Origin of the sequence: Agromyces sp. C10 (assembly GCF_023217995.1) — a bacterium.
Taxonomy (GTDB): domain Bacteria; phylum Actinomycetota; class Actinomycetes; order Actinomycetales; family Microbacteriaceae; genus Agromyces; species Agromyces indicus.
Window position 1 is genome coordinate 275,077 of sequence record NZ_JALPSX010000003.1, and the last position, 25,374, is coordinate 300,450.

Genomic DNA, 25,374 nt, shown 5'->3' on the forward strand with positions numbered 1-25,374 from the left:
CGGTGTCCGATCCGAGCCACTGGTCCCCGCCCGGCCTCATCCCGCTCGCCCTCCCGCCGCGGCCCCCGGAACCGGCTCGGCCCGGGTTCCCCTGGATCGCGTCGGCTGCGCCCGTCGTCGGTGCGACGGCGATCTGGGCGGTCACCGGATCGACGTTCGCGCTGCTGTTCGCCGTGCTCGGTCCACTGGTCGCGGTCGCCTCGATGCTCGACGGGCGCCGCCAGTCCCGTCGCGAACGCCGGCGGTCGGCAGGCGAGCGCCGAGCTGCCCTCGAACGGCTCCGACAGGAGATCGCGCTCCGCCACGACCTCGAGCGCGAGGCGGCCTGGCGCCTGGCGCCCGGCGCCCGCCGGGTGATGGAGCGAGGCATCCCGGCGTGGCGAGCCACCGCGCCGGGGCCCGTGGTCCTCGGCGCCGCGACGCTGCCCAGTCGGGTGCGCATCGACGGCATGCCGTCCGATGACGACGACGCCGACCTGCTGCGGTCGGCGGGTCGGCTCACCGAGGTGCCGCTGACCGCGGAGGTGGACGGCGGACTCGGCTTCACCGGTCCCCGGAGTCTCGCGCTCGCCGCGGCGCGGGCGGCGCTCGTGCAGTGCGCGGACGCCGTGCCCCCGGGCACGATCGCGATCGAGGCACCCGGCACCGAGGCCTGGCAGTGGATCGCCGGCCTCCCGCACGTGACGGTGCCGGCTCGAGCACGACTGCGGGTCGTCGACGGTGCCGCTGCCGCCGCCAGTCGCGAGGCGGACGGCGACCGGGTGCACCTCATCGCGATCGGCGCCACCCCCGATGAGCTTCCCCCGGGTCTCGCCACGGTCGTCGAGCTGCGCCACCGGGGACTCGCCGTGGTCGGACGCGGAACGGCCATCCCGGTCGTCCCGGAACTCGCCGGCACCGTCGAAGCGGGAGCCTGGGTGGAACGAGCCGCCATCGCAGGTCGCCGGGCGGGCATGGACGGCGCGGCGGCGCTGCCGGCCAGGGTCGCCCTGTCCGAGCTCGACCTGGCTCCGGCAGCCGGTGATCGGTCGAGCCTGCGGGTGCCGGTCGGTGCGAGCGAGTCCGGCCCGCTCCACCTCGACCTCGCCACCGGACCGCACGCGCTCGTGGCCGGGACCTCGGGCAGTGGCAAGAGCGAGTTCCTGGTCACCTGGGTGGCGGCCCTCGCGGCCATCCACCCGCCCGACCGCGTGGCCTTCCTCCTCGTCGACTTCAAGGGCGGGGCGGCGTTCGACCCCGTCGCCGCGCTTCCGCACGTGACGGGTGTCGTGACCGACCTCGCCGAGTCGGAGGCCGGGCGCGCGGTGGCGAGCATCCGCGCCGAACTCCGGCATCGCGAGCACGTCCTGGCCTCCGTGGGTGCGCGCGACCTCGCGAACCTGGGGCCGGACACCGTGCTCCCTCGCCTGGTCGTCGTCATCGACGAGTTCCAGGCCATGGTCGAGCGGTTCCCGGAGCTGGGGGCCGTGATGGCCGACGTCGCCGCGCGCGGCCGATCGCTCGGGGTGCACCTGATCCTCGCCTCGCAGCGCCCGAACGGCGTCGTGCGGGAGAACGTGACCGCCAACTGCGGGATCCGGGTCTCGCTGCGCGTGCTCCAGCGAGCCGACAGCACCGCGGTGGTGGGAACCGAGGCGGCCGCGTCGATCGAGGCGAGCACGCCCGGGCGAGGGATCGCGGATGCCGGGGACGGGCGCGTCGTCCGGTTCCAATCGGCGCTCGCCGATGACGCCGCGATCCGATCGGCCGCCGATCGCCACGCCGCGGTCGCCCTGCCGCGCCGCCCGTGGCTCGATCCGCTCCCACGCTCGCTCACGCTCGGCAGCGTCGGCGCCGTCCTCGGTCCGGAGCGTCCGGATCCCGATGCGATCCTGCTCGGCGTGGCCGACGACCCGGATCGCCAGCGCCGGGTTCCGATCGAGTGGCGTCCCGCGAGCGACGGACCGCTGGCCGTGCTCGGGGCGCCGGGCTCCGGTCGGACCGCCCTGCTCGCAGCGATCGCCAACCAGGTCGCCGAACGGCGCGGTCCCGACGGGGTGCTCCGGATCGAGGGTCCCCGGAGCGCCGTGTGGGACGCGCTCGACGAGCTCGATCGTGCGCTCGCCGACGGTCGGCGCCTCCCCGCGCTCGTCGTGCTCGACGGCCTGGACTCGTGTTTCGCCGCATGGCCCGACGAGGCGCGCTTCACCGGTATCGCCCGGGTCGAATCGATCCTGCGGGGCGTCCGCGACCTCCGGTCGGCCGTCGTCGTGTCGGCGGCCCGGCTCACGGGGCTCGGTGCCGGCGTGCGCGACGCCCTGGGATCGACCGTGCTCCTGCGGCACCCGACGCGTGCCGACCTCGTGCAGGCGGGCGGGGACGGGACCCTCTGGGAACCCGACGCGGTGCCGGGCTCCGGGCAGTGGCACGGTCTCCGAGCCCAGTTCCTCGCCGCACCGCGGCCGCCGGCGGGGACGCCGCGCCCGCCGCTGCCCTACGAGCCGGCGCGGCATCCGTTGACGGCCGTGTGCTCGCGCACGCCGAGAGCGGACGCCGCCGCGATCGCCGCCGCATGTCCGGAGGCGGAGGTGGTGCTGCTCGGCGACGGTCCGGAGGCAGCCGCCCGTGCGACGTCGGTGCTGCAGCACGGGCCCGAGCCCGGATCGACGCGGATCGTCGTGGGCGACGCCGAGTCGTGGACGACGAACTGGACCCTCGCGGCGCAGGCCCGCAGTCGCGCCGCGATCGTCGTGCACGGCGGGACGGGGGAGTACCGCGCACTCGCCCGGGACGCCGCTCCACCGCCGCTCCTCGACGACCACCGTCGGCAGTGCTGGGTGGTCCCGACGGAGGCCCCGCCGGAGCGCCGATCGTGGATTCCGCGGCACGACTGATTCCGACGCTGTCGGCGCGATCGGGCACTGATTCCGTGCGTGTCGACGCGAGAAATTAACGATTCGGACATCAACTCGTGATTTCCGCCACGCAGTGTGGCATCATCTTCGCACCCCTGCACGAACATCGAAGCCGATGAGGAGCCCCCGCGTGACCAGCCGACCCCTTCCCCAGGACCCAGTCGTCCGCGCTCTGATCGCCCAGGCCCGGCAGGCGCAGCTCACACGTCGCACGCTGCTCGCGGGCGGCGCCGCCGGCGCGTCCGCGCTCGCGCTCGCCGCGTGCTCCACGGGCGGCGGCCAGGCCCGCCCCACCGCGGCCGCCGACCGCTCCGACAGCGACAAGACGCTCAACTGGGCCAACTGGGCCGCCTACATCGACGAGGACGATGCGGGCAACTACCCGACCCTCGACCGCTTCGAGGAGGAGACCGGGATCTCCGTCAACTACGAGGTCGCGGTCGACGACAACAACACGTACTACGGCAAGGTCAAGGACCAGCTCGCGCTCGGCCAGGACATCGGCGCCGACACCGTCTGCCTCACCGACTGGATGGTCTCGCGCTGGATCCGCCTCGGCTACACGCAGGAGCTCGACCACGACAACATCCCGAACATCGCGAACCTGACTCCGGCGCTGCAGAACCCCGACTTCGACGAGGGCCGGAAGCACTCGCTGCCGTGGCAGGGCGGGTTCGCGGGCATCTGTTGGAACACCGAGAAGGTGCCGGGCGGGCTCCGCGAGGTCCAGGACCTCTGGAGCGCCGACCTGAAGGGGCGCGTCGGCGTCCTCTCCGAGATGCGCGACACCATGGGCCTGATCATGCTGCAGAACGGCGTGGACATCTCGGGCGACTGGGGGGACGCCGAGTTCGAGGCGGCCATCGAGACCCTCGACGAGCAGGTCGCCAACGGGCAGATCCGCAACATCAAGGGCAACTCCTACCTGGAGGACCTGAAGAGCGAGGACACGCTCGCGGCGATCTGCTGGTCGGGCGACATCACCGTCCTGAACGCCGAGGCGGGCGACAAGTGGCAGTTCGCCATCCCCGATGCGGGCGGCACCCTCTGGAACGACAACTTCCTCATCCCCGTCGGCTCGCCCCGCAAGACGAACGCCGAGACGCTCATCAACTACTACTACGACCCCGCGGTCGCCGCCGAGGTCGCGGCATGGGTGAACTACATCACGCCCGTCGTGGGCGCGCAGGAGGCCGCAGCGGCCATCGACCCCGAACTCGCCGAGAACCAGCTCATCTTCCCGAACGATGAGACCCTCTCCAACGCGTACATCTTCCGCGCGCTGTCGGGCGCCGAGGAGCAGAAGTACCAGGCGCAGTTCCAGCAGATCCTGCTGGGGTCGTGATGTCGGGTCGCGAGTTCGCCGAGCGCGGCGCCGACCTCGAGCTGGTCGGCATCCAGAAGCGCTTCCCGGGATTCACCGCCATCGAGGAGCTCGACCTCACGATCCCCGCCGGGTCCTTCTTCGCCCTGCTCGGTCCGTCCGGCTGCGGCAAGACGACGACCCTGCGGCTCGTCGCCGGGCTCGAGGAGCCCACGCAGGGCCGCATCCTGATCGGCGGCAGGGACGTCACCGACACCAAGGCGCACCAGCGCCCGGTGAACACGGTGTTCCAGAGCTACGCCCTGTTCCCGCACATGTCGATCATCGAGAACGTCGCGTTCGGGCTGAAGCGTCGCCGTATGGACGACCCGATGGGCAAGGCGCACGAGGCGCTGAAGCTGGTCGAGCTCGACCACCTCGCGCAGCGGCGTCCCGCCCAGCTCTCCGGCGGCCAGCAGCAGCGCGTCGCCCTCGCCCGCGCGATCGTCAACCGTCCCGCCCTGCTGCTGCTCGACGAGCCGCTCGGAGCGCTCGACCTCAAGCTGCGTCGGCAGATGCAGCTCGAGCTCAAGACGATCCAGGAGGAGGTCGGCCTGACCTTCCTCCACGTCACGCACGACCAGGAGGAGGCCATGACCATGGCCGACACCGTTGCCGTGATGAACAAGGGCGCGATCGAGCAGATGGGCGCGCCCGAGGAGCTCTACGAGCTGCCGCGCACCGCCTTCGTCGCGAACTTCCTCGGCAAGTCGAACCTGTTCACCGGCGACGTCGTGGGCACCACGAGCGAGGCGCTCTCGGTCGACGTCGCGGGGCACCGCATCACGGTGCCGGTCGCCCGGGCCCAACGCCACCAGGGTCTCGTGACCGTCGGCGTGCGACCCGAGAAGGTCGCGCTCCACCTCGAGGCGCCGGATGCCGCATCCACCCGGAACGTGCTCGGCCCGGGCCGGGTCATCGACGTCTCCTTCGCGGGCGTCAGCACGGAGTACATCGTCGCCGTCCCCGGCGCCGGCACGCTGTCGGTCTTCGCGCAGAACGTCGGGTTCGGTCCCGTCGCGCACGAGGGCGACGAGGTGTGGGTCAGCTGGCAGGTCGAGCACGGCTTCGGCCTCGCCGACGAGCCGGAGGAGTCCGACCGGTTCCCGGCCGATGACGACACCCGGTCGATCGCGGTGCAGCGGCGCGAGGCACTCATCTCGGAGCTCGAGGGCAGCTGATCCATGGCCTTCGCAGCATTCGCGACGACGGAGGCGCAGCCGCAGGCACCCCGAAAGCGGAGCCGCATCGCGCTGCTCCTGCTCCTGCCCGGCATCCTCTACCTCGTCCTGTTCTTCCTCACGCCGCTGATCTCGCTGCTGCTGACGTCGCTGCAGGCGCCGTCGGAGTTCGGCGACATCGGCATGTACGACTACGCGTTCAACTGGCAGAACTACGTCGACGTCGTCAACGCCTACTGGCCGCACATCCTGCGCTCGTTCGGCTACGCCCTCGCGGCGACGGTGCTCGCCCTGGTGATCAGCTACCCGATCGCCTACTTCATCGGCGTCAAGGCGCGGCGCCGCCCGCTGCTGCAGAGCCTGCTGCTCGTGCTCGTGATCGCTCCGTTCTTCATCAGCTTCCTGCTCCGCACGCTCGCGTGGAAGCAGATCCTGTCCGACGAGTCGATCATCATCACGTCGCTGAAGGCACTCTCCCTGCTGGCGCCCGACGCGTACTTCACCGGCACGCCGTTCGCGGTCATCTTCGGCCTGACCTACAACTTCATCCCGTTCATGACGCTCCCGCTGTACACCACGCTCGAGCGTCTCGACACCCGGTACCTCGAGGCGGGCAGCGACCTGTACGCGAACCCGGTCACCGTCTTCCGCAAGGTGACGGTCCCGCTGTCGATGCCCGGCATCGTGGCCGGCACGCTGCTCACCTTCATCCCCGCTGCGGGCGACTACGTGAACGCCAGCCGCGACTTCCTCGGCGGGCCCGACACGCAGATGATGGGCAACGTCATCGAGGCGAACTTCCTCGTGCTGCTCAACTACCCGGCGGCCGCAGCGCTGTCGATCATCCTGATGGCGGCGATCCTCGTGCTCGTCGGCGTCTACGTGAAGCGATCCGGAACGGAGGACCTGCTGTGAGCGGCGAAGCACAGGCCGGGGCGGTCCTCGGCGGACTGGCCGGCAGCGAGGAACTCGAGCAGCGGCGACCGCCGCAGACGCCGCGCCGCCGGCGCGTCGGACTCGGCGACTGGCTGCTGCCCGTCTACGTGACCATCGCGTTCGTGTTCCTGCTCATCCCGATCGCGTACACGTTCGTCTTCTCGTTCAACGACTCGATCAAGTCGAACATCTCGTGGCGCGGGTTCACCTTCGACAAGTGGCTGAACGTCTGCAACGTCGAGGGCGGCGCGGTCTGCGAGGCCTTCGGCAACAGCATCGTCATCGCGCTCGTCTCGACGGTCGCCGCGACGACGCTCGGCACGATGATCGCGATCGCACTGGTCCGCTACCGCTTCCGGGCGCGCTCGGCCATCAGCCTCCTGCTGTTCCTGCCGATGGCGACGCCCGAGGTCGTGCTGGGCGCGGGGCTCGCCGCGCAGTTCCTCGCGGTCGGCGTGCCCAAGGACATGCTGACGATCATCCTGGCCCACACGATGTTCTGCATCAGCTTCGTGGTCGTGACGGTGAAGGCGCGCGTGGCGAGCCTCGACCCGGCGCTCGAGGAGGCGGGCCGCGACCTCTACGGCTCGCCGCGCGCGGTGTTCTGGCGCGTGACGTTCCCGCTGCTCGTGCCGGGCATCATGGCGGCGGCGCTGCTCGCGTTCGCCCTGAGCTTCGACGACTTCATCATCACGAACTTCAACTCGGGTTCGGTGACGACGTTCCCGAAGTACGTGTACATCTCCGCTTCGCGCGGGATCCCCGCCGAGGCGAACGTGATCGCGTCGGCGGTGTTCATCCTCGCGCTGGCGATCGTGATCATCGCGCAGGTATCCCGCGCGGCACGCGCCAAGCGATTGGCGAACGCCGCGGGCTGACCCGCTCCGACGCAGCGACGAGCGGATGCCGCGACCCGAGCAGGGCGCGGCATCCGCTCGGTCGTCCAGGCGTCGGCTGCGTGCGGGGGTCCGGTTCGCCGGCGCCGATTCAGACCGTCGCGCGGATCCGGCCGACCACGGCGCCGCCGCCGAGGACCTCGAGGCCGAGGGCGGGCTCGGCCGCGTCGACGGCCGACGCCTCGAGCGCTCCCGCGGCGGCGAGCAGGCGCGCGGCGACGATCGCGAGGGCGCGCGGGGAGCCGTCGAGGATCTTGAGTGCGACCGTGGTGCCGTCGGGGGCGGTCATGACCTGGACGCCCTCGGCGCCGAACTTGGCGAAGACGCCGAGCCGTTCGATCGCGACGGTGTCGGTGCGGCCCGGGCCGGCGACGGCCCAGCCGTTGGCGCGGACCGCCTCCGTGAGCGCCGCCGCCTCGCGGAACAGCGCGAACGGCGAGGAGGTCGACGATGTGGTGATCTTCTGGATCCCACGGGCGAGGGCGGTGAGGCTGAGGGCGTGCACGGGTGCGCCGCAGCCGTCGATCACCGTGGCGGCGGGACGCTCGCCGGTGAGCCGCTCGACCACGTCGAGCACCCGCTTCTGCAGGGGGTGGTCGAGGTCGAGGTACCCGTCGAGGGGCCACTCGTTGGCGTGGCAGGCGAGCAGCATCGCGGCGTGCTTGCCCGAGCAGTTCATCGTGATGGACTCGGGCCGCAGCCCCTGCCGCACGAGCTCGTCGCGCGCCTCGCGGTCGGTGGGGTACTCGGCGGGGCAGCGGAGCGCGGACGCGGGCAGGGCGGCCCGCGCGAGCAGCGCACGGACGAGCGCGACGTGGCGCGCGGTGCCGGTATGGCTCGCGGTCGCGATGGCCGCATCCTCGCCGCGGAGGCTCACGCCCGAGGTCATCGCGGCGACGGCCTGGAACGGCTTCATGCTCGAGCGGGGGAGGATCGGCGTCCGCACATCGCCGAGCGTGCGGACCACCTCGCCGTCGGGCGCGAGCACGATCGCCGAGCCGACGTGGCGGGACTCGGCGAAGCCGCCCCGCTCGACCACGGCGAGCTCGACGGCATCGGAGGCGCGGAAGGTGCCCTCCACGTTCAGGCGAGGGTCGCGAACGCGTCGTCGAGCACGCCGAGCGCGTCGGCGATGAGCTCGTCGGTCATGCGCAGGCTCGGGAGGAAGCGGAGGACGTTGCCCCACGTGCCGGCGCTGAGGAACAGCACGCCCTGCTGGGCGGCGTGCGCGACGAGCGCCGACACCGCCTCGGGGTTCGGCTCCTTCGTCGTCTCGGCCGTGCCCGGCTTCACGAGCTCGATCGCGATCATCGCCCCGCGGCCGCGGATGTCGCCGATCACGTCGTACTTCTCGCGCAGCCGCTCGAGCCCGGCGGTCAGGGTCGCCTCGATGCGGCGGCCCTCGGCGAGCAGGTCCTCCTGCTCGATCGCCTCGAAGACGGCGACCGCGGCGGCGCACGCCACCGGGTTGCCGCCGAAGGTGCCGCCGAGCCCGCCGGGCTGCGACGCATCCATGATCTCGGCGCGACCGGTGACGGCGGCGAGCGGCATGCCCGCGGCGATGCCCTTCGCGGTGAGCACCAGGTCGGGCACCCAGCCGAAGTGCTCGGCGGCGTAGTAGCGGCCCGTCCGGGCCATGCCCGACTGGATCTCGTCGGCGATCATCACGACGCCGTTCGCCGTGCACCACTCCTGCAGCGCCGGGAGGAACCCGTCGGCGTAGACCATGAAGCCGCCCTCGCCCTGGATCGGCTCGACGACGAGGCAGGCCAGGTCGGTGGCGCCGACGACCTTCTCGAGGTAGCCGATGGTGCGCTTGGCCGCCTCCTCGCCCGAGAGCCCGTCGCGGAAGGGGTAGGAGCTCGGCGCGTGGTAGACGTCTCCCGCGAGCGGACCGAAGCCGGTCGCGTACGGCATGGCCTTGTAGTTCATGGCCATCGTGAGGTTCGTGCGGCCGTGGTAGGCGTGGTCGAGCACGGCCACGGCACGGCGGCCGGTGTGCTTGCGGGCGATCTTCACGCCGTTCTCGACCGCCTCGGCACCGGAGTTCACGAGCACCGTCTTCTTCGGGAAGTCGCCGGGGGTGTGCTCGGCGAGCAGCTCGGCGACGCGCACGTACTCCTCGTACGGCGTGATGGTGAAGAGCGTGTGCAGCACGTCGCGCGCCTGCCCGGTGATCGCCTCGACCACGTTGGCGGGCGTGTGACCGGCGGTGGTCACGCCGATGCCGGCGCCGAAGTCGAGGAACCGGTTGCCGTCGACGTCGACGAGGATCGCGCCGTTCGCGCGCTCGATGTAGACGGGCAGCACGCTCGAGACGCCCGAGGACACGACCGCGGTGCGCCGGGCGTGGAGTTCCTGCGACTTCGGGCCGGGGATGGCGGTGACGACCCGTCGCTCCTGCGGCACGGCGGCGGCCTGCGCGCTCGACTCGGCGGGGAGGGACTCGACGGGGATCTGGGTGTCAGTCATGGTCGGACCAGCTTATCGCCGCCGACCCGACGGGCCGTCGGCGGGCTCGTGCAGAATCGACGTCGAGGCGGCATCCGCTGCCGGGAGGAGGCCTCATGCTCGGCGAGCACCGGTACGCGATCGAACTCGAGTGGCAGGGCGATCGAGGCGAGGGCACGGCGTCGTATCGCGCCTACGGGCGGCAGCACGTGGTGCGCGCCGAGGGCAAGCTGCACGAGATCGCCGGCTCGAGTGACCGGGCCTTCCACGGCGACCGCGACCGCTGGAACCCCGAGGAGCTCGTGCTCGCGGCGCTCAGCCAGTGCCACATGCTCTCGTACCTCCACGTCGCGACCAATCGCGGCGTGGTCGTCGTCGCGTACTCGGATGCCGCGACCGCGACGATGCAGGAGGACGGCCGGGGCGGCGGGCGCCTCGTCGAGGCCGTGCTGCGCCCCCGCGTCACGGTCGCGGATCCGTCCATGCGCGAACTCGCCGACGCGCTGCACCACGAGGCGTCCGAGAAGTGCTTCATCGCCGCGTCGGTGAACTTCCCGGTCCGCCACGAGCCCGTCGCCGTCGTGCGCGGGGCCGACGACTGACCCGCCGGGTCAGCCGGCCGCGCGCGGATCGGCGTCCGGCACCGGGGGCACCGCCGGCGGGCAGGTGTAGCCGCCGACCAGCCGCGAGCAGGGCGGGAAGTACGCCGGGAGCCGCTCGGCCTGCGGGTCGCCGAACCAGCGGTGCCAGAGCCGCCAGAAGTTGAGGTTCCCGTACGCCGAGCAGTCGTCGCCGCCCGACGGGTCGGCGAGCACCGCCGCGTTCGGCTGGTACGGCGTGTAGTTGTAGAGGTTCGCGGTGGCCTGGTTGCGGATGCGGACGGTGCTCGACCCGCACGCGGCATCCGGGTGGTACCCGACCTCGACCGAACCCACCCGGTACTGCCGGTCGGGCTCGGCGGTGTACTGCCGGAACTGCCAGCCCGCCCGGTAGACCTGGTTGAAGAAGCCGAAGTAGCGGGCATCGCAGTCGGCGTCGTCGGGGCACGCGTAGCCGGTCGCACGCTCGTAGCCGAACGCGCTCGGACGGGTGAGCAGCGACTGCTCCTTCTGCAGGAGCACGAGCAGCACGCGCGGGCTCACGCCGCAGGCCTCCGCGACCGCGGCGATGATCCGGCTCGCGGGCACCGCGTCGCCGCCCTCGACGGCCTTGCAGTGGCGTGGCCCGACGGCCGGCACCGGCGCGACCGGTTCGACGTGGTCGGCCAGGCACGGCACGTCGTCGACGGGGCGGCAGTCACGCGCCTCGAGGAACTCCTGGATCTCGCCCTCGTCCATCGCCCGGCCGTCGAAGAACGCGTCGTCGCTCACGATGAAGCCCGGGTCGAACGCATCGGCCGAGGGGATCCGGCGCTCGGACGGCTCGTCGCCGCGGTCGAACCCGGGCTGCGGCGCGCACCCGGCGAGCACGAGGGCGACGGATGCCGCGATCGCGGCGATCCACGTGCGCACCCTCGTCCTCATCGGCACGACCCTAGCGAAGGGCGCTTCCCGAAGGCTGAACGCGCGATCAGACCCGCTCGCGCGGTGCGACGCGATCGGCGAGGCGCGCGAGCGTGCCCTGCGGCGGGGCCTCGTTGTAGGCCTCGGCGAGTTCCTGTCCGGTCAGGGCGTGGATGGCGGCCATGATCTCGTCCGTCGCGGCGCGGCGTGCGCGACCCGAGGTCGCCGCGCCGTGGCGGCTGACATCGATCGGCGCGCCGAAGTGCACCTGCACCGGCCGCACGCGCGGCATCCGGGAACCCACGGGCTGGATCTCCTGCGTGCCGACGAGTCCCACCGGGACCACGAGGGCACCCGTGGTCAGGGCCAGCCAGGCCACGCCCGTTCGGCCGCGGTAGAGGCGCCCGTCGAGCGATCGCGTTCCCTCCGGGTACAGCGCGAACGCGCTGCCGGACTCGAGGATCCGCCGCCCCTGGTCGAGCGCCGCCTGCGCCTGCGCGCCCGCGCCGCGCTCGACGCTCACGGCGCCGATCGCCGTGAAGAAGGTGCGAGACAGCCAGCCCTTCACGCCCGTGCCGGTGAAGTAATGCGACTTGGCGAGGAACTGCACGGGGCGGGGTGCGGCGAGCGGGATCACCACGCTGTCGACGAAGGACAGGTGGTTGGAGGCGAGGATGACGGGTCCGGACTTCGGCACGAGCTCGGCGCCCGTGATGCGCGGCCGGTAGATGAGGCGGACGAGCGGGCGGAGGACGCCTCGGACGATGCCGTAGACGGGGCCCGGCTTCGACCGCGGGGCGGGAACGGCGTCGGCCTCGATCTCACTCACGGTCCGACGGTACGCCACGGCCCATGCGCGCAGCGGAATATCCCGCGTGCTCGGACGCACGCCGCAGGTGCGCCATCATTGGCGCATGGACCTCACCGAGCACGACGTCGTCGCCCTGGGCGACACGGGCGCCAGCGCCGTGGTCGTCGTCGGCGGTCGACGGGCTCCCGCCGTCGAGGCCGTGCTCCGCGCCCACCTCGCCGACTCGGCCGACGTGCCCGCGGACGACATCGAACTCGACCACGGTTGCGCGGAGTGCGGCGCACGGCACGGCAGTCCGACGGTGGCCTACCCCACGACCGCGGCCGGCGGGCGCTGGTACGCCGATGCCGGGATCGCCGGCAGCGTCGTCGTCGCGGCCGTCGGCACGCGGCATCCGCTCGGGGTGGGCCTCGAACCGGCGACCATCGCGTCGGCGCCGCTCGTGGACGAGGCCGCGCTGCACCCGGAGGAACGGGAGCGCCTCGCCGACCTCGATCCCGTCGCGCGCCCGCTCGTCCGCGCGCAGCTGTGGGCGCGGAAGTCGGCGCTGCTCCGGGCGGTCGGCCACGTGGGCGTCATCGAACCCGCGCTCCTCGCGGTCTCCGACCCGGTGCACGACGACGGGATCGGACGGATCACGCGCACCCTGCCGGAGTTCGGGTCGCGGTGGGATGGGGTGCGGTTGCACGACGTGGCCGTGCCGGGACGGGTCGCGGCATCCGTCGCCGTGCTGCCGCGCGACTGAGCGCACCCCCGGCCTAGAGTGGTCGCGTGCGCAGCGTCATCATCCTCGGGTCCACGGGTTCCATCGGCACGCAGGCGCTCGACGTCATCCGCGCGAACCCCAACCGCTTCGACGTGGTGGGGCTGGCCGTCGGCTCCAACCGCGCCGAGCTCGAGCGCCAGGCCGAGGAGTTCGGCGTGGAGCACACCGCGGTCGGCGTCGAGGAGGCCGTGCAGCTCGTGCGCAGCGTCGACGCCGACGTCGTGCTGAACGGCATCACCGGATCGGTGGGCCTCGGCCCGACGATCGCGACCCTCGAGCGCGGCATGACGCTCGCCCTGGCGAACAAGGAGTCGCTCATCGTCGGCGGCGACCTGGTGACGCGGCTCGCCGCGCCCGGGCAGATCGTGCCCGTGGACTCGGAGCACTCCGCCATCGCGCAGGCGCTGCGCTCGGGCACCGACCACGAGGTGCGCCGGCTCGTGCTCACGGCGTCGGGCGGGCCCTTCCGCGGGAGGACGCGGGACGAGCTCGGCGACGTGACGCCCGCTGACGCGCTCGCGCACCCCACGTGGGACATGGGGCTCGTCGTGACGACCAACTCGGCCACGCTCGTGAACAAGGGCCTCGAGGTCATCGAGGCGCACCTGCTCTTCGACGTCGACTACGACCGCATCGACGTGGTCGTGCACCCGCAGTCGATCGTGCACTCGATGGTCGAGTTCATCGACGGCTCGACGATCGCGCAGGCGTCGCCGCCCGACATGCGGCTGCCGATCTCCCTCGGCCTCGACTGGCCGCACCGCGTCGCGGCCGCCGGGCGACCGCTCGACTGGACCACGGCGCAGCAGTGGACCTTCGAGCCGCTCGACGAGGCGGCGTTCCCGGCCGTGCGGCTCGCCAAGCAGGTGGGCCGGGCGGGAGGCGAGTACCCGGCCGTCTTCAACGCCGCCAACGAGCAGGCCGTCGCGGCCTTCCACGACGGGCGCATCGGCTTCACCGACATCGTCGACACCGTCCGCGACGTGGTCGAGTCGCACGAGGCATCCTCGGGCGAGCTCAGCGTCGGCGCGCTCGCCGAGGCCGAGCGCACCGCGCGACGTCAGGCCGACCTGCGCATCGCGCGGCGCTGATCGCGTCCCGTCGCGGGTCGTCGGCGCGACCACGCGACCGGTGTCCGCCCGAGGCATCCGCTCACAGCGCACGGACAGCGCGCACCGAGCCGCCGGCCCTACGATGACGGGGTGGAAACCGTGCTCGCCTTCGTCGTCGGCGTCCTGATCATCGTCGTCGGCCTCGCCGTCTCCATCGGCCTGCACGAGATCGGGCACCTCGTGCCCGCCAAGCTCTTCGGCGTCAAGGTGACGCAGTACATGATCGGCTTCGGCCCGACGATCTGGTCGAAGCGGCGCGGCGAGACCGAGTACGGAATCAAGGCGATCCCGCTCGGCGGCTACATCGCGATGATCGGCATGTTCCCGCCGGGCAAGGGCGAGCAGGCCGGCGAGGGGAGTACGAGCTTCCTCCGCGGCATGGTGCAGGATGCGCGCGCCTCGAGCGCCGAGTCGATCACCCCGGGCGACGAGCACCGCGCGTTCTACCTGCTGCCGGTGTGGAAGCGGATCATCGTGATGTTCGGCGGCCCGCTGATGAACCTCCTGCTCGCGATCGTGCTGTTCGCGATCCTGCTCATGGGGTTCGGCGTCGCACAGCCGTCCACGACCATCGGCTCGGTCTCCGAGTGCGCGCTCCCGGCCACGAGCGAGCGGCAGACCTGCGAACCCGGTGATCCCGAGGCTCCCGGCGCCGAGGCCGGCCTGCAGCCCGGCGACGAGCTCCTCTCGGTCGACGGCACCGCCATCGCCTCGTGGACGGAGTCGACCGCGATCATCCGCGACCACCCCGGTCAGCCCATCGACGTGGTCGTGCTGCGCGACGGCGAGGAGGTGACCCTCGAGGTCACGCCGCTGCTCAGCGAACGGTACGTCACCGACGAGCGCGGTCAGGTCGTGACGGATGACGCGGGGGAGCCGGTCACGATCGAGGTCGGCTTCATCGGCATCGGGCCGGCGTCGGAGACGGTGCGGCAGCCCGCGACGGCGATCCTGCCCACCGTCGGCGAGAACATCACGGGCGTGGCGAACATCATCCTGAACCTGCCCCAGCGCATGGTCGACGTCGCCGAGGCCGCGTTCGGACCCGAGGAGCGCGACGCGAACGGCCCGATCAGCGTCGTCGGCGTGGGTCGAGTCGCCGGCGAGGTCGCGAGCCTCGACGAGGTGCCCGTGACCTCGCGCGCGGCCTTCCTCGTGGGCCTGCTCGCCTCGCTCAACGTGGCGCTGTTCGTGTTCAACCTGATCCCGCTGCTGCCGCTCGACGGCGGGCACATCGCGGGCGCCCTGTGGGAGGCGATCCGCCGCGGATGGGCCAAGCTGCGCCGGCGTCCCGATCCGGGTCCCGTCGACCTCGCACGTCTCATGCCGTTGACCTTCGCGGTGGTGATCGTGCTCGGCGGCATGAGCGCGCTGCTCATCTACGCCGACATCGTCAAGCCCATCAGCGTGCTCTGATCAGGCCAGCGAGCGTCGGAGGGCGTCCGCCTGGTGGCGGTGCCCGACCGTCTCGTAGCCGACGATGACGACCACCGGCGAGAGCGCCGCGAGCACGATGCCCGTGCCCATGCTCGCCCCCGCGGCGACGGCCCAGACCGCGCCGGCGAGCGGGGCGAGGCTCGCGACGAACAGGCCGATGTGGAAGGGGTCGAACTCCCGGAGCAGCAGGCTGTAGCGCGTGAAGAGCGCGACCGAGAACACGGCCACCGGGACGACGACCGTGAGCAGCGCGGCGGTGTCGTCGATGTGCGCCACGCCCTCGATGACGTAGGCCGCGACGTGGAGCCCGGCCCCGGTGGCCGCGATCGAGGCGAAGATCACGATGTGCCCGTATCCCCAGACGAAGCCGCGTTCGCGGTGGCGTGCGAGCACGCTGCCCGACGGCATGATGAAGTACACCCACCACAGGCCGAACGCGAGCATCGTGCCGCCCACGGTGACGAGGACCGCCTCGAGGTCCCATCCCTGCTCCTCCACCACGGCGCTGATGGCGAGGATGGTGCCGAGGACGACCTCGCCGAGCGTGATGATCACGAGCAGGCCGTACCGCTCGGCGATGTGGTGCGCGTGCCACGGGGTGCCGGTGCCGGCGTGCTCGGCGATGATCGGCCCGGCCATCTCGAAGGCGACGAGCAGGACCCAGGCGACGATGGCGCCCTCGAGCGGCGGGTCGACGATCAGCAGTGCGATCCAGCCCGCCTGCGCGATGGCGATGAGCACCGCGTACCGGATCGCGGTGCGCCGATGCGCCGGGTCGTGGCGGGCCGCCCGGAGCCAGAGCGCGAGCACGGCCACGCGCATGATCACGTAGCCGATGACGACCGTCGTGTTCTCGAGTTCGCCGCCCGCGTCGATCGAGTCGAAGGTGGCGGGAATGCCGAGCGCGAGCAGGATCACGCCGATCATCACGACCATGGTGGCGACGCGGAAGAAGACGTCGTCGTTGTCGTACGCCGAGGCGAGCCACGCGTAGTTGATCCACGCCCACGAGATCGCGAACACCGCGAACACGAACCCGAACACGGCGGGCACGGCGTGGCCGAGCTCGAGGAGGTGCGCGGTCTCGGTTTCCGGCCTGGGCGAACGCGGCGACGAAGACCAGGTCGAAGAACAGCTCGAGCGGCGTGGCCGAGCGGTGCGGCTCGTCCGGGTCGCGCCCGGTCATGCGACGGATGCGGTGATCGAGCCGTGCCGGCACGGATGCCGCGTGCCCGGCGTCGTCGGTGGTGGTCTCGCTCATACGACCCCTCTCGGGGCAGGCGCGCGCCCGCGTCGTGCTGACATCATGCCTCAGCGACGACGCGGACGCGTCACCCGGTCGGAACGGACCTAGCGGGACAGCAGCAGCGCCTCGCCCTGGCCGCCGCCTCCGCAGAGCGCCACGGCGGCCCGGCCGTCGCCGCGGCGGGCCAGTTCGAGCGCCGCGTGGAGCGCGAGGCGGGCCCCGGACGCGCCGATGGGGTGCCCCAGGGCGATCGCGCCGCCGTGGACGTTGACCTTCTCGTGGTCGAGCGAGAGGTCCTTCATCGACTGCAGCGACACCGCCGCGAACGCCTCGTTGATCTCGACGAGGTCGAGGTCGCCGGCCGACCATCCGGCACGGTCGAGCGCAGCGGCGATCGCGTTGGACGGCTGCGAGTGCAGGGAGTTGTCGGGACCGGCGACCTGACCGGAGGCCCCCACGACGGCGAGCCAGGGCAGGCCGCGCTCCTCGGCCCACGCGCGGCTCGCGACGACCACGGCCGCCGCGCCGTCGGAGATGGGCGAGGAGTTGCCGGCGGTGATGGCGCCGCCCTCGGCGAACGCCGGGCGGAGCCTGGCGAGCGTCTCGGGCGTGGAGTCGGGGCGGACGCCCTCGTCGGTCGTGACGACCACGGGGTCGCCCTTGCGCTGCGGGATCTCGACGGGCACGATCTCGTCGTCGAAGAGGCCGTCGGCCTGGGCGCGGCCCGCGCGCACGTGGGAGGCCGCGGCGATCTCGTCCTGTTCGGCGCGCCCGAGTCCGTAGCGTTCGTTGAAGCGCTCGGTCGAGGAGCCCATCGACTCGTGGTCGAAGGCATCGGTCAGCCCGTCGTGCGCGGTGGTGTCGAGCAGTTCGATCGATCCGTAGAGGTGGCCCTTCCGGGAGCCGGGCAGCACGTGGGGCGCGTTGGTCATCGACTCCTGGCCGCCGGCGACGACGACGTCGGCCTCGCCGAGTCGGATCATGCGCGCGGCATCCGTCACCGCGACGAGACCGGAGAGGCAGACCTTGTTGATGGTCATCGCGGGCACGCGCCACGGGATGCCCGCGGCGACCGCTGACTGCTTCGCGGGATTCTGCCCGGCCCCCGCCTGGAGCACCTGGCCCATGATGACGGCGTCGACGTCGTCGGGGGAGACGCCGGCCTTCTCGAGGGCGCCGCGGATGGCGACGGTGCCGAGTTCGACGGCGGTGCGGGTGCCGAGACTGCCGGCGATGCGGCCGAACGGGGTGCGGGCGCCGGCGACGATGACGACGTCGGGGAAGCTCATGTCGGGTGGACTCCTTCGTCTCGGGATGCTTCGAGTCTATGCCCGCGGAGGGTCGCCGCCGCCGCCGTGCGGCCGCCGAGGCCCCCGATCGACGATGCACAGGACTGCACATCCGTACTGCGAATCTCCGCCTTGACTCTGCGTGGACGCACATCGGTACGGTGGCGGAAGTCGCACTGGAGCGGCGGCTGCCGCGGCGGTTGCCCCGAGGAACGGAAGACGCATGACCTCACTGACCGGACGGCGCGCGCTCGTGACCGGCGGGGCGAGCGGCATCGGGCTCGCCTGCGCCGAGACCCTCGCCGATGCCGGCGCCCACGTCATCATCGCCGACCTCGACGGCGAGGCCGCGGCGGCCGTCGCAACGCGGCTCGGCGGCGAGGCCTGGACCGTCGACCTCGGCGACACCGCCGCGCTCGCGGACCTCTCCCTCGACGTCGACATCCTCGTGAACAACGCGGGGCTGCAGCACGTTCGCCCCATCGAGCAGTTCGAGCCGGAGCGGTTCTCGCTGCTCCTGCGGGTCATGCTCGAGGCGCCGTTCCTGCTCATCCGCGCCGCGCTGCCGGCCATGTACGAGCGGGGGTTCGGGCGGATCGTCAACGTCTCGAGCGTGCACGGGCTCCGCGCGTCGCCGTACAAGTCCGCGTACGTGTCGGCCAAGCACGGCCTCGAGGGCCTGTCGAAGGCGACCGCGCTCGAGGCCGGACGCCACGGCGTCACCTCGAACTGCGTGAATCCGGGGTACGTGCGGACCCCGCTCGTCGAGCGGCAGATCGCCGACCAGGCGGCGGTGCACGGCATCCCCGAGGAGGACGTCGTCGAGCGGGTCATGCTCACCGAATCGGCGATCAAGCAGCTCGTCGAGCCCGGCGAGGTGGCGAGCCTCGTGCGCTGGCTCGCGAGCGACGACGCCCGCATGGTCACGGGCGCGAGCTACACGATGGACGGCGGTTGGAGCGCTCGGTGAGCCGCGGCGGCTGCCCGACCGGCCCGCGGCCCTGTACCCTCGCGATCGGGTCGCGGCGTTCGCAGAACGGATGCCGGCGCCCCCTGGTCGCGAATCGCTGACAAGGAGGTCACACGATGACACTGGACAAGACCGTCGGATCGGCCGAGGAGGCCGTCGCCGACATCCCGCACGGCGCGTCGCTCGCCGTCGGCGGGTTCGGGCTCTGCGGCATCCCCATGGTGCTGATCCAGGCCCTCCTCGAGCGGAAGGTCGGCGACCTGTCGGTCGTCTCGAACAACTGCGGCGTCGACGACTGGGGTCTCGGCGTGCTCCTCGGCGCCGGACTCATCCGGAAGATGACCTCGTCGTACGTCGGCGAGAACAAGGAGTTCGAGCGGCAGTACCTCTCGGGCGAACTCGAGCTCGAACTCACCCCGCAGGGCACGCTCGCCGAGAAGCTCCGCGCGGGCGGCGCGGGCATCGCCGCGTTCTACACGCAGACCGGCGTCGGCACGCAGGTCGCCGAGGGCGGACTCCCGCAGAAGTACGGGGCCGACGGTTCGATCGCGGTCGCGTCGAAGCCGAAGCCCGTGCAGACGTTCACGGTGCGCGGCGAGGAGCACGAGTTCGTGCTCGAGGAGGCCATCACCACCGACTTCGCGCTCGTGCACGCGCTGAAGGGCGACCGGCACGGCAACCTCGTGTTCGACAAGTCGGCGCGGAACTTCTCGCCGCTGGCCGCGATGGCCGGCCGGATCTGCATCGCCCAGGTCGAGGAACTCGTCGAGCCCGGCGAGATCGACCCCGACGCCGTGCACCTGCCGGGCATCTTCGTCGACCGCGTCGTCGAGGTCGGCGCCGACATCGAGAAGCGCATCGAACGCCGCACCGTGCGAGAGGGGAACTGACCATGGCGCTCACCCGCCTCGAGATGGCCGCGCGTGCGGCGAAGGAGCTCGGCGACGGCTCGTACGTCAACCTCGGCATCGGCCTGCCCACGCTCGTGCCGAACTACGTGCCCGACGGCGTCACCGTGGTGCTGCAATCCGAGAACGGCATCCTCGGCGTCGGTCCGTACCCGACCGAGGACCAGGTCGACCCCGACCTGATCAACGCCGGCAAGGAGACCGTCACCGTGCTGCCCGGCGCGGCCTACTTCGACTCGGCCACGAGCTTCGGCATGATCCGCGGCGGCAAGGTCGACGCGGCGATCCTCGGCGCGATGCAGGTGTCGAAGGACGGCGACCTCGCCAACTGGATGATCCCGGGGAAGATGGTCAAGGGCCCGGGCGGCGCGATGGACCTCGTGCACGGTGCACGACGCCGCATCGTACTCATGGAGCACGTCGCGAAGGACGGCTCGCCGAAGATCGTCGACTCCTGCTCGCTGCCGCTCACCGGCAGGGGCGTCGTCGACCGCATCATCACCGACCTCGCCGTGATCGACGTGACGCCCGACGGGCTCAAACTCGTCGAGCTCGCGCCCGGCGTGACCGTCGACGAGGTCGTCGAGAAGACTCAGCCGCCGCTCGACACGTCCGCGGTGGCCGCGCTCGCGTGAAGCGGGGAAGCGATACCGATCCGTGACGCGGGGGTGCGCCGGCCGGCGCACCCCCGCTGCCATGCTGGCGTCGACGGTTCCCCACCGCCCTTCCGAACAGGAGCTCCGTTGACCCGACCCGCGCGCCGCACCGCTCTGGCCACCCTCGTGCTGATCGCGAGCCTCGCGCTCGTCGGGTGCACGGCCGAGCCCGCAACCGCCCCCGCCACCACGCCGACGCCGACGCCGGCCGAGACGCCGGTCACCGAGACGACGCCGACGCCCGACGCCGACGGCGGGGAGGTCGCCGCCATCCTCGTCCGCGCGGACGCGGTCGAGTACCTCGACGCCTCCGGCGCACCGGTGCGGGACACGCGGGATGCCTACGCCGACCCGGTCGACGCCGCGCTCGCCCGGCTCACCGAGCTGCTCGGGGACCCCGTCGTCGAGACCTACGAGTCCCGGTACACCGAGGGCATGGGCACGCTGCACCGCTGGGACGGCCTCGCCATCGAGGAGTTCCCCGCCGGCATGGTGGCCGACGTCCCCGATGCGCCCACCTGGGGCGTCCGGCTCGAGTCCGCGTCGGCGGGCGGAATCGACCTCCTCGCGATCGACGGCATCCGGGTCGGCGATCCCGTCCCGGCCGGCCTCGAGAGGTCGGCCTGCAACTCGGCGATGGCCGAGACGGTCGGCACGCAGGGCGTCGAGGTCGACGGCAGCTCCACGGTCGTCGTCGTCCGCGCGCCCGTCTACACCGACGTGTGCGAGTGAATCGGCGGGGCCGTCCGCGCGCAGGATAGATGCCCCGTGCCGTGTCCGCCAGTCCCTCGCGGGCGCCGAGGTGCGGTGCGCACGATGGTGGGATGACCGACGCACAAGCCGTCCACGACGATCGCATCGCTCCCGACCCCGAGGACGCGCGGAAGCCCGACTCCCCGCCCGAGGTCTCGAAGCGGTCGTGGAAGTACGTGATCCGGAAGACGTTCCGGGAGTTCGTCGACGACCAGTGCCAGGACAGTGCTGCCGCGCTCACGTACTACGGCGTGCTCGCGCTGTTCCCGGGGCTGCTGGCGCTCACGTCGCTGCTCGCGCTCGTCGGCCAGGGCGGCAGCGCGATCGACGAGCTGCTGCGGGTGCTCGAGGGCGTGGCGCCGCCCGAGGTGCTCCAGGTGCTCAGCGAACCGCTGCGGAACTTCGCCGACTCGCCGGCGGCCGGACTCGGCTTCGTCACGGGTCTCGTGATCGCACTGTGGTCCGCGTCCGGCTACGTGGGCGCGTTCGGCCGCGCCATGAACCGCATCTATGAGATCGAGGAGGGGCGGCCGTTCTGGAAGCTCCGCCCGATCCAGCTCGGCGTGACCGTCGCGGCCGTCGTGCTGGTGGCCGTGGTCGCCGTGATCCTCGTCGTCTCCGGACCCGTGACCGAGGCCATCGGGTCGGCGCTCGGGCTCGGCGAGTCCGTCCGGATCGTCTGGGAGATCGCGAAGTGGCCGTTGCTCGCGGTCATCGTCGTCGTCATCGTCGCGCTGCTCTACCACGCGACCCCCAACGCGAAGCAGCCGAAGTTCCGCTGGATCAGCCTCGGCGCGCTGCTGGCGATCATCGTGCTGGTCATCGCGTCCGCGGGCTTCGCGCTCTACGTCGCCAACTTCTCGAACTACGACCGCACCTACGGGTCGCTCGCGGGCGCCATCGTGTTCCTGCTGTGGCTCTGGATCGCGAACAACGCCCTCCTGTTCGGCGCGGAGTTCGACGCCGAGCTCGAGCGCGGTCGCGAACTGCAGGCGGGGATCCCCGCCGAGGAGCGGATCCAGCTCCCGCCGCGGGACACCCGGAAGATGGACAAGGCGGAGGAGAAGCGCAAGGAGGACGTCCGCATCGGCCGTCGCCTCCGCGAGGCGAACACCGCGGCGAAGCAGCGCGCCGAGGCGCGCGGCGACGGCGACGGGGAGGATTCCGGGCGGTAGGACGCCGGCCGCGAGGCATCCGTTCGATTGAGGTGCCGCCCAGCGGGGCCGCCCTAAACTGGCACCGTGCCTGCTGTGAATATCGGAATGCCGAAGGTCCCCGAAGTCCTGGCCCCCCGACGCAAGTCGCGCCAGATCAAGGTGGGCAAGGTGCTCGTCGGCGGTGACGCGCCCGTGAGCGTGCAGTCGATGACCACCACGCCGACGCCGAACATCAATGCGACCCTCCAGCAGATCGCCGAGCTCACCGCCTCCGGCTGCGACATCGTCCGCGTCGCCGTGCCGAGCCGCGACGACGCCGAGGCGCTCCCGATCATCGCGAAGAAGAGCCAGATCCCGGTCATCGCCGACATCCACTTCCAGCCGAACTACGTGTACGCCGCCATCGACGCCGGCTGCGCCGCGGTGCGCGTGAACCCGGGCAACATCCGCAAGTTCGACGACCAGGTCGGCGAGATCGCGCGGCGCGCCAAGGAGGCGGGCGTCTCGATCCGCATCGGCGTGAACGCCGGCTCGCTCGACCCGCGCCTGCTGCAGAAGTACGGCAAGGCGACCGCCGAGGCGCTCGTCGAGTCGGCCGTGTGGGAGGCGAGTCTGTTCGAGGAGCACGACTTCCACGACTTCAAGATCTCGGTCAAGCACAACGACCCGATCGTCATGGTGAAGGCGTACCGGATGCTGGCGGAGCGGGGCGACTGGCCGCTGCACCTCGGCGTGACCGAGGCCGGCCCGGCGTTCCAGGGCACCATCAAGTCGGCGACCGCGTTCGGGATCCTGCTCGGCGAGGGCATCGGCGACACCATCCGCGTGTCCCTGTCGGCGCCGCCCGTCGAGGAGGTGAAGGTCGGCCTGCAGATCCTGCAGTCCCTGAACCTCCGCGAGCGCAAGCTCGAGATCGTGTCGTGCCCGTCGTGCGGCCGCGCCCAGGTCGACGTGTACAAGCTCGCCAACGACGTGACCGACGGCCTCGAGGGCATGAGCGTGCCGCTGCGCGTCGCGGTCATGGGCTGCGTCGTCAACGGCCCGGGCGAGGCCCGCGAAGCCGACCTCGGCGTCGCATCCGGCAACGGCAAGGGCCAGATCTTCGTCAAGGGCGAGGTCATCAAGACCGTCCCCGAGTCCGAGATCGTCCAGACCCTCATCGCCGAGGCGAACCGCATCGCCGACGAGATGGGCGCCGACGCGCCCGTCGGCACCCCGCAGGTCGTCACGTCCTGATCGGTCCGGGCGCGGCATTCGCCGTCGGTAGAATTCCCGGGTGCCCACACGCCTGACGAACTTCTTCCTCCGCACGCTCCGCGAAGACCCCGCCGACGCGGAGGTCACGAGCCACAAGCTGCTCGTCCGCGCCGGCTACATCCGCCGGCAGGCGCCCGGCGTGTTCGCCTGGCTGCCGCTCGGCCTGCGGGTGAAGGCGAAGATCGAGCGCGTCATCCGCGAGGAGATGGAGCGGGCGGGCGCGCACGAGGTGCACTTCCCGGCGCTGCTCCCGCGTGAGCCGTACGAGCAGACCGGCCGGTGGACCGAGTACGGCGACGCGCTGTTCCGGTTGAAGGACCGCAAGGACGCCGACTACCTCCTGGCGCCCACGCACGAGGAGGTCTTCACGCTGCTCGTGAAGGACCTCTACTCCTCGTACAAGGAACTGCCGCTCACGATCTACCAGATCCAGGACAAGTACCGCGACGAGGCGCGTCCGCGCGCGGGCCTCCTCCGGGGCCGTGAGTTCACGATGAAGGACGCGTACTCGTTCGACGTGAGCGATGCGGGCCTCGACGCGTCGTACCAGGCGCAGCGCGACGCCTACGAGCGCATCTTCCAGCGCCTCGGCCTCGACTACGTGATCGTGCAGGCCGACGCCGGCGCCATGGGCGGGTCGAAGAGCGAGGAGTTCCTCCACCCCACTCCCGTCGGCGAGGACACCTTCGTCCGCTCGGCCGGCGGCTACGCCGCCAACGTCGAGGCGTTCACGACCGTCGCGCCCGAGCCGATCCCGTTCGACGACCTGCCGCCCGCGGTGATCCTCGACTCGCCGAACACGCCGACGATCCAGACGCTCGTCGACCTCGCCAACGACCGCTACCCGCGCCCCGACGGGCGCCCGTGGACGGCGGCCGACACGCTGAAGAACGTGGTGCTCGCCCTCACCCACCCGGATGGCACGCGCGAGCTCGTCGTCGTCGGCATCCCGGGCGACCGCGAGGTCGACGCCAAGCGCGTCGAGGTGGCCTTCGCGCCCGCCGAGGTCGAGGCCGCGACCGAGGAGGACTTCGCGCGCAATCCCGGGCTGGTCAAGGGCTACATCGGGCCGTGGTCGCCCGACGGCGCCGTGCTCGGGGCCGAGTCCGTCACCGGCATCCGCTACCTCGTCGACCCGCGCGTCGTCGACGGCACCGAGTGGATCACCGGGGCCAACCTCGACGAGAAGCATGTGTTCGGCCTCGTCGCGGGACGCGACTTCGTCGCCGACGGCACCGTCGAGGCGGCGAACGTGCGCGCCGGCGACCCGGCCCCCGACGGCTCGGGACCGGTGGAGCTCGCCCGCGGCATGGAGATCGGCCACGTGTTCCAGCTGGGCCGCAAGTACGCCGACGCGCTCGGCCTCAAGGTGCTCGACGAGAACGGCAAGCTCGCCACCGTGACCATGGGCTCGTACGGGATCGGCGTGACCCGCATCCTGGCGATCATCGCCGAGCTGCACAACGACGACAAGGGCCTCATCTGGCCCGCCGCCGTCGCCCCCTTCGACGTGCACGTGCTCGCGACCGGCAAGGACGCCGCGGCGTTCGAGGCGGCCGAGCGCATCGTCGCCGACCTCGAGGCGGCCCGGTTCGAGGTCCTCTTCGACGACCGTCCGAAGCTCTCGCCGGGCGTGAAGTTCGCCGACGCCGAGCTCATCGGCGTGCCGAAGATCGTCATCGCCGGCCGCGGAGTCGCCGACGGCGTCGTCGAGGTGTGGGACCGGGCGACCGGGGAACGCACGAGCGTGCCGATCGACGGCGTGGTCGCGGCCCTCGGGTCCTGACGC

The 25,374-nt window shown here is 71.9% G+C and carries 22 protein-coding genes; 16 read left to right on the forward strand and 6 right to left on the reverse strand.

What is annotated here, in order from left to right; all coding sequences use genetic code 11:
- The first annotated feature begins 2 nt into the window (after positions 1–2).
- From M1L56_RS05045 to M1L56_RS05065, 5 genes are all read left to right on the forward strand, one after another.
- Positions 3–2,873 (forward strand): FtsK/SpoIIIE domain-containing protein, encoded by a 2,871-nt coding sequence (locus M1L56_RS05045; protein WP_248598407.1) that lies wholly within the window; start codon positions 3–5, stop codon positions 2,871–2,873.
- A 136-nt stretch (positions 2,874–3,009) separates the two neighbouring features.
- Entirely contained in the window at positions 3,010–4,239 is a 1,230-nt protein-coding gene (locus M1L56_RS05050; protein ID WP_248598408.1) for a PotD/PotF family extracellular solute-binding protein, read from the forward strand.
- Entirely contained in the window at positions 4,239–5,438 is a 1,200-nt protein-coding gene (locus M1L56_RS05055) for an ABC transporter ATP-binding protein (protein ID WP_067947065.1), read from the forward strand. The genes M1L56_RS05050 and M1L56_RS05055 overlap by 1 nt, the downstream gene beginning before the upstream one ends.
- Before the next feature lie 3 nt (positions 5,439–5,441).
- A complete protein-coding gene (locus M1L56_RS05060; protein ID WP_248598409.1) occupies positions 5,442–6,353 on the forward strand; it encodes an ABC transporter permease in 912 nt (303 codons plus the stop codon).
- Positions 6,354–6,466: 113 nt separating this feature from the next.
- Entirely contained in the window at positions 6,467–7,252 is a 786-nt protein-coding gene (locus M1L56_RS05065; RefSeq protein WP_248598430.1) for an ABC transporter permease, read from the forward strand.
- A 109-nt stretch (positions 7,253–7,361) separates the two neighbouring features.
- Here M1L56_RS05065 and M1L56_RS05070 read toward each other — a convergent pair whose 3' ends face one another.
- Both M1L56_RS05070 and gabT read right to left on the reverse strand, forming a co-directional pair.
- Positions 7,362–8,351, reverse strand: a complete 990-nt coding sequence (locus M1L56_RS05070) for an asparaginase (protein WP_157356746.1) — start codon at positions 8,349–8,351, stop codon at positions 7,362–7,364.
- 2 nt (positions 8,352–8,353) lie between these two features.
- Positions 8,354–9,742: a 4-aminobutyrate--2-oxoglutarate transaminase gene (gene gabT, locus M1L56_RS05075; protein WP_248598410.1), complete on the reverse strand. Its 1,389-nt coding sequence runs from the start codon at positions 9,740–9,742 to the stop codon at positions 8,354–8,356.
- Positions 9,743–9,837: 95 nt separating this feature from the next.
- Here gabT and M1L56_RS05080 point away from each other — a divergent pair, with 95 nt between their 5' ends.
- Positions 9,838–10,323 (forward strand): OsmC family protein, encoded by a 486-nt coding sequence (locus M1L56_RS05080; RefSeq protein ID WP_248598411.1) that lies wholly within the window; start codon positions 9,838–9,840, stop codon positions 10,321–10,323.
- Positions 10,324–10,332: 9 nt separating this feature from the next.
- Here M1L56_RS05080 and M1L56_RS05085 read toward each other — a convergent pair whose 3' ends face one another.
- Positions 10,333–11,244, reverse strand: a complete 912-nt coding sequence (locus tag M1L56_RS05085) for a hypothetical protein (protein WP_248598412.1) — start codon at positions 11,242–11,244, stop codon at positions 10,333–10,335.
- Positions 11,245–11,290: 46 nt separating this feature from the next.
- Complete coding sequence (locus tag M1L56_RS05090) at positions 11,291–12,052, reverse strand: lysophospholipid acyltransferase family protein (protein WP_374255953.1); 762 nt, start codon at positions 12,050–12,052, stop codon at positions 11,291–11,293.
- An 85-nt stretch (positions 12,053–12,137) separates the two neighbouring features.
- On the opposite strand from M1L56_RS05090, the gene M1L56_RS05095 reads away from it, so the two are divergent.
- The 3 genes from M1L56_RS05095 (at position 12,138) to M1L56_RS05105 (ending at position 15,328) form a co-directional block, all read left to right on the forward strand.
- Positions 12,138–12,779, forward strand: a complete 642-nt coding sequence (locus M1L56_RS05095) for a hypothetical protein (RefSeq protein WP_248598413.1) — start codon at positions 12,138–12,140, stop codon at positions 12,777–12,779.
- Positions 12,780–12,805: 26 nt separating this feature from the next.
- A complete protein-coding gene (gene dxr, locus M1L56_RS05100; RefSeq protein WP_248598414.1) occupies positions 12,806–13,891 on the forward strand; it encodes a 1-deoxy-D-xylulose-5-phosphate reductoisomerase in 1,086 nt (361 codons plus the stop codon).
- 111 nt (positions 13,892–14,002) lie between these two features.
- Positions 14,003–15,328, forward strand: a complete 1,326-nt coding sequence (locus M1L56_RS05105) for a M50 family metallopeptidase (protein ID WP_248598415.1) — start codon at positions 14,003–14,005, stop codon at positions 15,326–15,328.
- On the opposite strand, the gene M1L56_RS05110 is transcribed toward M1L56_RS05105, so the two are convergent.
- Together M1L56_RS05110 and M1L56_RS05115 are read right to left on the reverse strand one after the other, a co-directional pair.
- A complete protein-coding gene (locus M1L56_RS05110; protein ID WP_248598416.1) occupies positions 15,329–16,402 on the reverse strand; it encodes a low temperature requirement protein A in 1,074 nt (357 codons plus the stop codon).
- Positions 16,403–16,699: 297 nt separating this feature from the next.
- A complete protein-coding gene (locus M1L56_RS05115) occupies positions 16,700–17,884 on the reverse strand; it encodes an acetyl-CoA C-acetyltransferase (RefSeq protein WP_067947052.1) in 1,185 nt (394 codons plus the stop codon).
- A gap of 223 nt (positions 17,885–18,107) precedes the next feature.
- Between M1L56_RS05115 and M1L56_RS05120 the strand changes: the two genes are divergently transcribed.
- The 7 genes from M1L56_RS05120 to M1L56_RS05150 all read left to right on the forward strand — a co-directional run bounded on the left by M1L56_RS05120 (position 18,108) and on the right by M1L56_RS05150 (position 25,371).
- Positions 18,108–18,854: a 3-hydroxybutyrate dehydrogenase gene (locus M1L56_RS05120; protein ID WP_067947050.1), complete on the forward strand. Its 747-nt coding sequence runs from the start codon at positions 18,108–18,110 to the stop codon at positions 18,852–18,854.
- Positions 18,855–18,970: 116 nt separating this feature from the next.
- The gene (locus M1L56_RS05125) at positions 18,971–19,744 is read left to right on the forward strand and encodes a CoA transferase subunit A (RefSeq protein ID WP_067947048.1); all 774 of its coding nucleotides are present in this window, start codon (positions 18,971–18,973) and stop codon (positions 19,742–19,744) included.
- A 2-nt stretch (positions 19,745–19,746) separates the two neighbouring features.
- Positions 19,747–20,397 (forward strand): CoA transferase subunit B, encoded by a 651-nt coding sequence (locus M1L56_RS05130; protein ID WP_197466970.1) that lies wholly within the window; start codon positions 19,747–19,749, stop codon positions 20,395–20,397.
- A gap of 108 nt (positions 20,398–20,505) precedes the next feature.
- On the forward strand, positions 20,506–21,150 hold the full coding sequence (locus M1L56_RS05135) for a hypothetical protein (protein WP_248598417.1): 645 nt from the start codon (positions 20,506–20,508) through the stop codon (positions 21,148–21,150).
- A 92-nt stretch (positions 21,151–21,242) separates the two neighbouring features.
- Positions 21,243–22,346, forward strand: coding sequence for a YihY/virulence factor BrkB family protein (locus tag M1L56_RS05140; RefSeq protein ID WP_067947044.1), 1,104 nt, complete (start codon positions 21,243–21,245; stop codon positions 22,344–22,346).
- 87 nt (positions 22,347–22,433) lie between these two features.
- Positions 22,434–23,564: a flavodoxin-dependent (E)-4-hydroxy-3-methylbut-2-enyl-diphosphate synthase gene (gene ispG / locus M1L56_RS05145; RefSeq protein ID WP_067947042.1), complete on the forward strand. Its 1,131-nt coding sequence runs from the start codon at positions 22,434–22,436 to the stop codon at positions 23,562–23,564.
- 40 nt (positions 23,565–23,604) lie between these two features.
- On the forward strand, positions 23,605–25,371 hold the full coding sequence (locus M1L56_RS05150; RefSeq protein ID WP_197466969.1) for a proline--tRNA ligase: 1,767 nt from the start codon (positions 23,605–23,607) through the stop codon (positions 25,369–25,371).
- Positions 25,372–25,374 lie beyond the last annotated feature (3 nt).